Genomic DNA, 2033 nt, shown 5'->3' with positions numbered 1-2033 from the left:
ATACACGGCGGTGGGGGAGATGACAGCCTGTATGGCAACAAGGGGAACGACAGCCTGTACGGAGATGCGGGGGATGACACGCTAGAAGGCGGAGACGGCAATGACACCCTGACAGGTGGCAAAGGCGATGACCGGCTTGAGGGGGATGGTGGTAACGACAAGTTGATGGGAGGAAACGGGAACGACCGCCTCAAAGGTGGAACGGGCAATGACATACTCTCAGGCGGTACGGGTAAGGATCATCTTGAGGGAGGAAGTGGCAGCGACACCTACTTGTTTAGCCGTGGTGGTGGCCAGGATGTTATTGCAGAACACAGCAGTGAATCTGGCGATGTTGATGTGCTTAAGCTTAGTAAGGGCATCACTCCGCAACAAGTAACACTACAACGCCGTAGTGGTTCAAGCTACAGCAAGGCCAACGATCTGGCGCTGTTGTTCCAGAACAGCAAGGATAGCGTGACGATCCAAGAATTCTTTAGCGCACCACGATATCAGATAGAACGCATTGAATTTGCTGACGGTACGCAATGGCAGTCAACGGATATTCTCAATCATATTGAATCCGGGCAAGCATTGCCTACTGGCAAGAAAGTGCGTCAGCAACGGTCTGTCGCTTTGATGAAACAAGATATCGTCCAGTTTATGGGTTGGGATGAAGAGGATGATGCCAGTGTCTCTTCCGTCTCGCTGCCGTTAGCAACGGCACCATCAGATCAGCATCGCCAGCAATCTTCTCTCGCGTATTAATGGAGGCAGGGCATGTCTCAAGATAAATACGTGTGGCAAGGATTGGCATCGATCGTGGGATATTACGGTATCGCTGTCAATATAGAGGCTTTACAAGCGCAGTTCGGAACTGATACCCACCATGATATTAACGTGCAACTGGTTCGTGCTGCTCGTCACTGTGGCTTTCGCTGTCGCTATCAAGCCCGCATCACGGTTTCTGATGACATGCCCACACCTGCTTTAGTTTATTTTCCGGAAAAAGGGTATGTCTTACTGCTGGCAGTTAAAGAGGGTAAGTGGCTGATACAAGAGATATCTCGCGATCGATCTGAGATTTTCCATCCTGCTCAGGGGCAGACAGTAAGCGGTTTCATGTTCACCCGGCGTTTTTTCTCTGACAATTTGGCTCAGAAATTTAATCTGCGCTGGTTCGCTCAGGCTTTTATTCGCTATAAAAGCCTGGTGGTTGAGATCATGCTCGCCTCTTTTTTTATTCAGATATTGGCACTGATTCTTCCCTTATTTTTTCAGATTGTCGTGGATAAGGTATTGGCACACCAAAGTGTGTCGACGTTGGATGTGCTGGCGCTGGGGATGATTTGTGTCACTTTGGCGGATGTGGTGCTGGATGGGTTACGTAACTACCAGTTGGCGCATACCTCGCAGCGTATTGATGCCACGTTAAGTTCGCTGCTCTATCGTCATCTGTTGTCGCTCCCGTTGGGATGGTTTCGTGGGCGTCAGACCGGGGTGACCGTCGCCCGTGTACATGAGCTCAAAACGGTACGGGAGTTCTTGACCGGCAGTGCAATGACGTTAGGGTTGGATCTGTTATTCACTGTGGTCTTTTTTGTGGTCATGGCGATGTATAGCCTTTCTTTGACCGTTGTCGTCCTGATATCCCTGCTGCCTTACATTGTTTTGTCGGCTGTCATTACACGACCACTGCGGAATCGATTAGAGGATCAGTTTCGGCAGGGGGCGAAAAATCAGGCTTTTCTGGTTGAGAGTATTACTGCCATTGAACCCGTCAAGGCGATGTCCGTCGAGCATCACCTGACGCGTCGCTGGGATGAACAGACGGCGGCGTTTGTCAGCAGTTGCTTTAAAACTGGCAACTTGAGCAATATCGCGAATCAGATATCGCGTTTTATCAGCAGAATCACCAGCGTGGTTATTTTGTGGTATGGCTCTCGGCTGGTGATTGAGGGGGGAATGACGGTTGGAGGGCTTATTGCCTTTAATATGTTTGCCGGACACGTTACTGGCCCCATCTTACGTCTGGTGCAACTGTGGCAGGATGT

The 2033-nt window shown here is 50.3% G+C and carries 2 protein-coding genes; both read left to right on the top strand.

Going from position 1 to position 2033, the window contains the following annotated elements; genetic code table 11:
- The coding region (locus J5224_RS35625) for a calcium-binding protein (RefSeq protein ID WP_319802488.1) at positions 1–747 on the top strand (747 nt) is incomplete at its 5' end.
- Between the two features lie 12 nt (positions 748–759).
- Positions 760–2033: ABC transporter transmembrane domain-containing protein (locus tag J5224_RS25715; protein ID WP_264628034.1), on the top strand; the 1274-nt coding region annotated here is incomplete at its 3' end.

The organism is Candidatus Symbiopectobacterium sp. NZEC135 (assembly GCF_025962695.1).
The sequence above is the reverse complement of the archived record's forward strand: the minus strand, read 5'-3'. Positions and strand labels throughout refer to the sequence as shown.